A 7448-nucleotide genomic window follows, 5' to 3' on the forward strand; every position below is an offset into this window, starting at 1 on the left:
TATAATGACACGATGCCCTCTGTTACTAGTTAATGTCCCTTGGGGTTCGGCAGATAGTCCGAATTTCGGACTTCATGTTCTCCAAGACCATCTCTTTCGGACAACAAATTATTCTCCTGAAGTTTTTTATTCCAACTTGGATTTTTACGAAACCTTGCCTAAAGCTATGTCTTTTGATTTCCTCCGGAAGTTTTTCTGGGATAATCCATGCTTATTTTGGTTTCCTGAGGCATTTTTCGCTCCTTATACCAGTATGCACCTTCATACTCCTGTAAGGGTTGAGGCGTGCCTCTCGATGATCATGGAAATTGCTGAACGGCCGACGACCGTACGCGAGTTCCCTGATGGTCTATCCCATTGGGTTCTTAAAAATGATAAATCTTTAAGAGAAGTAATGTTTAAAAGCGTGCCCGGTTACATAAATTATGTAGTGGAAGCCGTGCTAGCTCGAAATCCTCAATCTGTTGGTTTTGGTTGTTTTTTTAATCAGATTCTACCTGCTTTAGCTGTAGCGAAAGCTCTAAAAGAGCGTAGGCCAGATATTCTGACTATACTAGGAGGGGCAGCTATAACTGATGAGGCCGCGTCCGCGTTGGCAAAAAATGTAACAGGAATAGACTATTTTGTTTCTGGACAGGGAGAAACTGTATCTGAAAAATTGGTTTGCGATCTCATTGCGGGGATAACACCGAGGGTAGAAGGCATTTCTGGAGTTCATTCAGCCCATCAAGGTGGCGTTAGATTATTGACGAACATTGGCTTTGGTCGTGCAAAGATGGAGGGGAAAAACAAGCACCTAGATTATAGCGAACCATCTTTTAGCCTTGGTGAAAAACGAATAAAATTTTCCGAATTTATTAACCATAAGTCAAGTAGCTTAGGGGAGGAAGACTTTAGTTATCTGCCTTTTGAATGGTCGCGAGGTTGCTACTGGATGTACAAATCAAAGTGTACATTTTGTGGAATTGCAGATGATTTTCGATTTCAGATGAAATCTCCTGCAGCGGCTTTTCACGAAATAGTAAACTTAGTGGAAGAAAATCATACCCAGTATTTTGTTTGTGTGGATAGTGCTTTGCCAAAAAAACATATCCATAAAACAATCCCTGCGATTGCTCAGTTCATAGAAGAGCGAAAAGAAAAAAAAGCGTTTTTCTTTGAGGTTAGAGTAGATCTAGCAAGAAGCGATCTAGAGAATTTTTCTCGTTTAGGGGAAGTGGTGCTTCAACCTGGTATTGAATCATTTTCTAGCGAGCTTTTGAGTCTCATGCGCAAGGGAACTACTGCGCTACAGAATGTAGTTTTTCTGAGGAGATGTCGAGAGCTGGGAATTGCTCCTTATTACAATCTGCTATTTGGGTTTCCAGGGGAGAAGGAAGAATACTACACGTCAATGAAATTGATAATGCCGCTGATAGTCCACCTTGCTCCTCCGCGCACAATTACAAAAACAATGATATTGCGTAATAGTCCGATGCTGCGAGAAGGAAAGTTTATTTCTAATATACAGCCATGGTGGCAATATAAGGTTCTTTTCCCAGATATGTCATCTCAGGATTTGGAAGGAATTGCATATTATTTCGATGGTGATGTTTCTAGAGAAGATGGTGGGTTAGTAGGCTGGCAGCAGGATATGATTGATTTTCTTCCTGCCTGGCAAGATGTTGAAAGAAGTCGTTCAGCGTACTTGGTATATTACACGGATATGAATGGTGAGTTGTGCGTGGCAGACAATCGGGCAGCAGTGCTAGGTCTGTCGGAAACGGCTTTAGAATATCGGTTTCCTGACAAGGTGACCAAAGATATTATCGAAAATCTTGAGTCGCCTATTGCTGCTGAAGATTTGATAGATGTTTGTGAAATTGATTTTGAGTGCCGGCGACCTCGCGAAACCGTATTGGAAATACTGGATGACTTACTTGACAAAGGAATAGTGATTGAAGAGGGTGGGGAATATGTAAGATTGGCTTTGCCTGTATAAATTTTTTATGCCTGAGTTATGGAGAAAGCAGCCCTGATAGCCCTTGATCCATCAAGTATGGACAAGCACTCATGACAGGTTGCTGTTTTTCCACCTGATGAAGTAACCTTTTTCTGAGCTGCAAAGACTATAACGCAGCAATCAGGAGAAAAAATAAACTAAGAATTTACCGTTAAATGCTGGACTGCAAGCGCAAGGCAGCAGTGGTCATGGACATCTTCAAGGGCAAGACCACTGCTGATGACTTGATTCGACAGTTCGACCTCACTGTGGCTGAGGTCGAGGGGTTTTCGATAAGGCTCACCTGATTCGCGAGGCCGCTTCCAGAAGATATCGCTCTGCCTTCATAAGCAAGCATGCAATCCCAAAGACCACTTTGGTTCCGGTTTGGTTGCTTGATTGCAAGAAACCGGTGTGGCTTGTATGAAAGGTGTAACTTAACAACTGATTGATTTTTATATTACCACATAGCACGGCTCTCAATATTACCAATTTGCACTCATAATCCCCTTGGTATCTGGTCCATGGTGAAAGCAACTGGCTGACGGCTGATTGTGACGCTCTCGCGTCTGGAGCAGGCCGGGAAGCGCAGTCTCTGCAGCGGACGAGCGTCCGCTGCAGAGGCGGTAACGATTAATCGTAAGAATTTCAACAACCATCATTTAGCCTGAGCCAGGCACCTTCAACGTCCTCCCTCTGATCATTTTTTGGCCTGGGCTTGCTTAGTCGCCGCCAACCAGCAATCCAGGCGACCAAAGAATTACCTGATTATGCACAATGTTCAGCATGGCTACAGACGCATGTATATATTCAATCCAATAGCCACCACATCGTTCCGATCGGAACAGCCAATTATCCACTCTCACCTCCACCTTTTACTTGAGGCTTCAGCGCCGCGCCATGGGGATCATACGTGAAGTCGGCAATCGTACCGTCTTTGATCCTTTCGACAGCCTCATCCACCACGAATAGCGGAACGAGGAACCACTCACGCGGAACAACGGGATTGCCGAAGCGGTCCATGATCTCGATGTCTAGTCGTGCGGGTTCAAAAATTCGGTGGATTAAATTTTCGAGCTTGGTGCGATTGATATTGAATAACTCGTAGGTTGCTACGATCTCAACATCCGCCATCATGAATGTCGGCTGGAGCCGCGCGCCAGCGATACGCTTCGCGACGCTCAAGTTGGTGACGCCGATCTTGTGTATAAGCTCGCGGTTTTCTGCGACAACCGGATGATCGGATTTGCTGCGCAGGACATAGATCGTACCACTAGCCTCGTCTCCGTCGATTGTATGATCCGCGAACAAGGGACCGGCGACGGGATCGGTAATGCGTCTGCCTGCTTCGTCCTTGTTTAGAGCGCGTTGAAGCGAGCGCATGAGCATGTTGCTTTCTGTACCGTTGTCGAAGATCACGCGTAGCCGCGCATCCGTCCGACCCTGCGCGGTAATGGTCGTATCGCCCATCTCCGCGACAAAGGCTTTTTGCCCGCCGACAATGAAGAACCGCCCTTGCTCTATCTCAGCTTTCATCTCGAACGGCCGAGTTTTCCGCAGGCCGCTATCCAAATCGTTCTGCACTTGCTCAAAGAGCAGCTTGAACGTCTCAAAATCTTCGCATTTCTCGCGGTTGGCGATTTCCTCGGCTGCCTTTTTTTCGGCACTCGTCCGAACGTGTTTTAGTTTAGTGATCGGCGGGGCCACAGCCTCGATGCCAAGCTCTGCAAGGAGCGCGTCGTCATCCAACTCGTTGGTCGCCGAAGAAGACGATGGCACTGATCCGGCCAGAAGTCCCTGATGATCGAGCGGTTCGACCAGTTCCCGGCATTCCGCCTGCTCGCGGATACGATCCAGGCGAACGGCATACCGGCGTTCAAAAATATCGCGGTCTTCTCCATGCTGCGGCACCCGGCCATGTTCTCCCACAAAACGCTGAATCTCTTCAAAACCCGCGATAATACGCTCTTCGCGGGGTGTGCGGCTCTGCGCTTGCTTCTCCTCGACTTCGACGCCAAGCTCGGCGAGAAGCGCGTCGTCGTCGTCTGTGAACTCCTTAACCATTGTCGGCCTCCGCTTTCATGCGGGCAAGAAAGGCCACGCCTTCGGCCATTTTCTTCTCCCACGCATCGGGAGACGTAATCGACGGTAGTCGCCCGCGCTCCTGCTTGAATTTCACGGCGCGCCGCGCCAAGTCACGCGCCTCTTCGGGCGTGAGTTTTACCTTCTTAGCCGAGATGACGGCCTGCACCTGCTTCAGGCTCTCTTCACTCATCGTCTTGGCAAGGATGGCATAAGCTTCGCTGAACGGGTTGATCCGGTCGATCAGATCGATGTCGAGGTCGCGTACGTCCATCGCGAATTTCCGGATTCCATCGATCAAGGCCGTGTTCCCGCTCTTCTCGGCGTCATCGCCTTCGAGCGCCGCTTCCTTGGCCTTTTGGTTTAGGTTCAGCGCCGCGATCGCGTGCTGGCGCACGGCTTCCTGATCCCCTTCGTCAAGCTCGGGATACTTGTCCTTGATGATCTTGCCCATTCGCACCTGGGTCAGCTCTTCGGGAACGAGCTCTTCGTCAAACAGACCGCGCTCGACGGTGGTTTTGTCCTGCGCAAAGGCCGCGATTACCTCGTTCAGGTCCTCTTGACAGATGCGCGCGGCCTCCTTGCTCTTCGGCTCGACAAGCCCCTTGATCTCGATTTGGAACTGGCCGCTGTCTTCGTTGAAGCCGACATTGCACTGGCCTTCCTTGTATCCGCCCTCACCATAGTCAAAGCCTTCGACCGGACCACTATCAGGCTTCTTGGGCGTGAAGTTGAAACGCGGCGCGAGGACCTGCTCCATGAGCAGGCTGGCGGCGATCGCCTTCAGCGTGTCGTTCACGGCTTCGGTGACAGCCGCCTCTGCGGCGTCCGGCTCAGCGATCAGGTTGGTGAAACGGGCGCGGGTCTTACCCTCAGCATCACGGGTGGCGCGACCGATAATCTGGACGATCTCGGTCAGGCTCGTCCGGTAGCCGACCGTCAGCGCATGTTCGCACCAAATCCAGTCGAAGCCCTCCTTGGCCATGCCCAGGGCTATGATGATATCCACGTGGTCACGATTATTCTTCTGTGTGGTGTCTTTGAGCGCCGCCGAAACCTTCTCACGCTTGGCCGGATCATCATCGACCAGATCGGCGATCCGCAAAACACGCCCGTCTGAGCGTTTCACAAGCTGGAAGCCGGTGGCGGGGTGCGTTCCCTGCCAAGAGCCCAGCTCCTCGATGATATGCTCGACCTCTCTGATCTTGTCTTTGGTGCTCTCACGCGAATTGACGGACGGGATGTGGATGATCGTCTTCTCGGCAGAGTCCAGCACTTTCAGGATATCATCAGAATAGGCACCGGAATAAAAGTAATATCCGATATCCAGCGTCTTCAGGTACTTATAGCCGTTGAGCTGCTCATAATAGGTGTAGGTGACGGTATCGAACTTCGCCTCGTCGTGGGGCATGAGTACGGGCTCGGTGTCGCCACGGAAATATGATCCGGTCATGGCGACCACATGCACCTTGTCGCGCGCAATCAGTTCGGTGAGCTGCGCGCCCAGCTTGTTCTCGGGGTTGGCTGAAACATGATGGAACTCATCCACTGCGATAAGGCGGTCATCGAAGGCTTCGACGCCAAATTTTTCGACGGCGTTCCGAAAGGTCGCATGTGGACAGACGAGCACGCTGTCATCGCTCTTCAGAAACGCGCCCACAGAGTCGGCCTTACTGCCGTCGGCCCCTGGCGCGTTGCAGAGATTCCATTTCGGCACTACATGCCAGTCCGCCCAGAACCCAAACGCGCTCAGCGGCTCGTCGGCAAAGCTCGACCCGATGGATTTTTCCGGCACGGTGATGATGGCCTGCCGAAGCCCCTGATTGTGCAGCTTGTCGAGCGCGATGAACATGAGCGCACGGCTCTTGCCTGACGCGGGCGGTGACTTGATCAGGAGATACTGCTCACCCCGCCGTTCAAAGGCGCGTTCCTGCATCTGGCGCATGCCAAGCTCGTTCGACTTGGTCGAGCTGCCGTTGCGGGCATAGGTGACGGAAACTGAAGGGACAGGTTTCATTTTGAATTCTCTTTCTTCTGTTGATCCTTTTCTATAGCCTTAACCAACCAACTCGGCGGCTCCATGATTTGACTGTGGAAGACGTTTTCAGGGACATCTTTCCAAAACATCAATATTGCTGATGAAAATGCAGCAAGGTTTCTATCTGAAACCTTCAGATATTCATGGCTTAGAGAAAACCACATCTCGCCGACTTGACCTCGCATTGCTGCGAGGGGGTGCTCCAAGAACTGCGGGTAGCTACTGGCGAGCTCGTTCAGAGATGTTCCGTCGCCATGCTTGTAAACATTTACGACCAAGCGACATGCATCAAGGTCTTTGAAATACGGTGAACTTTTTAGAGGCCAGCCAAAGCTCTCCAATAGATCGAACAGATCGTTGAGATTCTTCTTCCAAACTGTGCCTCTTGTGACCTCCCCGTGGTGCCAGTGCCGAACTTCATCGACTAACCATTGCCGCAGATTCTTTTCCCACTCGTGGAAGAAACCCGACACGATACTCAGGCGAACTCTATCGCGCAGCTCAGTCATGAGCTGATACCGCCACACGCCATCATCGTAGGCGGCCTCCTCAAAGTCGCCAGGATCATGGCGATCTGGATCGAAATACTGTCCACGCCTTTCGAGGGACTCTTTCGCAGCTCGATCTGCCTCCTGCGAAATTGCATCATCAGTAAATTGATCCAATAGCCGCGCCGTGGCTTGCTTCACATAGAACTCATGCTTTTCAATGAGTTGCGCTCGATGGCCGGAATACATCTGGAAAAGAACTCGATCTGCCATCAAGCGCTCCTCGCCTTGCTCTGCTTCCCCGCCGTCATCTTGGTGTAAAGCTCAAAGAGCTTTTCGAGGCGTTCCGTGTCGTTGCGGAAGAGACGACCAATATAGATGCGCTCAAGCACTTCATCGTTGCGGTCGTGTGCAGCACTCAGGTCGGCGGGCATCTTCTCGGGATCGTAGAGATCGGCGATCGTGGCCGGGAAATGCGCTTCGCGGGCCAGAAGGATGTCTTCAGCGCAACGGGTCAGGTCTTCCTTGTTTTTTTCGGTCAATTTCGGGATGGGGAAGGTGTTCCAGCCGAGGGTATTGGAATAAGAAAACCGCATCTCAAGGCGCACACAAACTGTACCGATCCAAATCCAATGAAGGCGCGAAGCTACCAGCGAAAAATTCCAAAGTGGCGCATCAAACAAAGCAAAGCACTTGTTTGAAAGAACGGCATTATTTCCGAAGAGGTCAACAGGAAGGAAATTCCTATTCTCCGAAGAGACTACGGGTATTGCGATCGTGCTTTTCGTGCCAGAATTCATTTCTCTGAACTGGTGTGGACGCTTGACCATGCCGTTCGTGACCGCATCTTTAGACTTTT

At 50.7% G+C, this 7448-nt stretch carries 6 protein-coding genes; 2 read left to right on the forward strand and 4 right to left on the reverse strand.

The window, feature by feature from the left end; genetic code table 11:
• Positions 1-1981: RiPP maturation radical SAM C-methyltransferase (locus Q427_RS30520; protein ID WP_155833654.1), on the forward strand; the 1981-nt coding region annotated here is incomplete at its 5' end.
• 176 nt (positions 1982-2157) lie between these two features.
• Positions 2158-2289 (forward strand): hypothetical protein, encoded by a 132-nt coding sequence (locus tag Q427_RS35685; protein ID WP_269321305.1) that lies wholly within the window; start codon positions 2158-2160, stop codon positions 2287-2289.
• A gap of 544 nt (positions 2290-2833) precedes the next feature.
• Here Q427_RS35685 and Q427_RS21555 read toward each other — a convergent pair.
• The 4 genes from Q427_RS21555 to Q427_RS21570 all read right to left on the reverse strand — a co-directional run.
• Positions 2834-4045 carry a GIY-YIG nuclease family protein gene (locus Q427_RS21555; protein WP_043517195.1) on the reverse strand — a complete coding sequence of 404 codons (1212 nt, stop codon included), beginning with the start codon at positions 4043-4045 and terminating at the stop codon, positions 2834-2836.
• Positions 4038-6080, reverse strand: a complete 2043-nt coding sequence (locus Q427_RS21560) for a pseudomurein-binding repeat-containing protein (protein ID WP_043517196.1) — start codon at positions 6078-6080, stop codon at positions 4038-4040. The genes Q427_RS21555 and Q427_RS21560 overlap by 8 nt, the downstream gene beginning before the upstream one ends.
• Positions 6077-6862, reverse strand: coding sequence for a hypothetical protein (locus Q427_RS21565; protein ID WP_043517197.1), 786 nt, complete (start codon positions 6860-6862; stop codon positions 6077-6079). The genes Q427_RS21560 and Q427_RS21565 overlap by 4 nt, the downstream gene beginning before the upstream one ends.
• Positions 6862-7448 (reverse strand): type IIL restriction-modification enzyme MmeI (locus Q427_RS21570; protein WP_331280679.1); only part of this gene is annotated, 587 nt, incomplete at its 5' end. The genes Q427_RS21570 and Q427_RS21565, both read right to left, overlap by 1 nt.

The organism is Halomonas sp. BC04, assembly GCF_000568385.1.